The organism is Winogradskyella poriferorum (genome assembly GCF_050618035.1).
GTDB lineage: Bacteria > Bacteroidota > Bacteroidia > Flavobacteriales > Flavobacteriaceae > Winogradskyella > Winogradskyella poriferorum_A.
Window position 1 is genome coordinate 1 of sequence record NZ_JBODPY010000120.1, and the last position, 236, is coordinate 236.

Annotated in this window: 1 protein-coding gene; it reads right to left on the minus strand. The window is 35.2% G+C overall.

Going from position 1 to position 236, the window contains the following annotated elements; all coding sequences use genetic code 11:
* On the minus strand, nt 1-236 hold a 236-nt coding region (locus tag ACRHOC_RS15150; RefSeq protein ID WP_431159442.1), incomplete at both ends, for a LysM peptidoglycan-binding domain-containing protein.

Consider the following 236-nt stretch of genomic DNA (forward strand, 5'->3'; position numbering starts at 1 on the left):
CTCATCACCTGGGTGCAGTACATCTTTCATATTAGGATTCAAATCCTCTAATTCGTCTACGGTAATCCCCAATTTATAGGCTAGTCGCCATTTACCCTCTTTTGGCTGTACCACATACTTTTTAATAGTGTTACTAAACGATTTCTTATATATAACAGTTTTAAACTTAGGGAATCTAAGTTTATCCCCTTTCTTCAGGTTTTCAGAATATAGAAAGCGATTGGCCTTCTTTATTT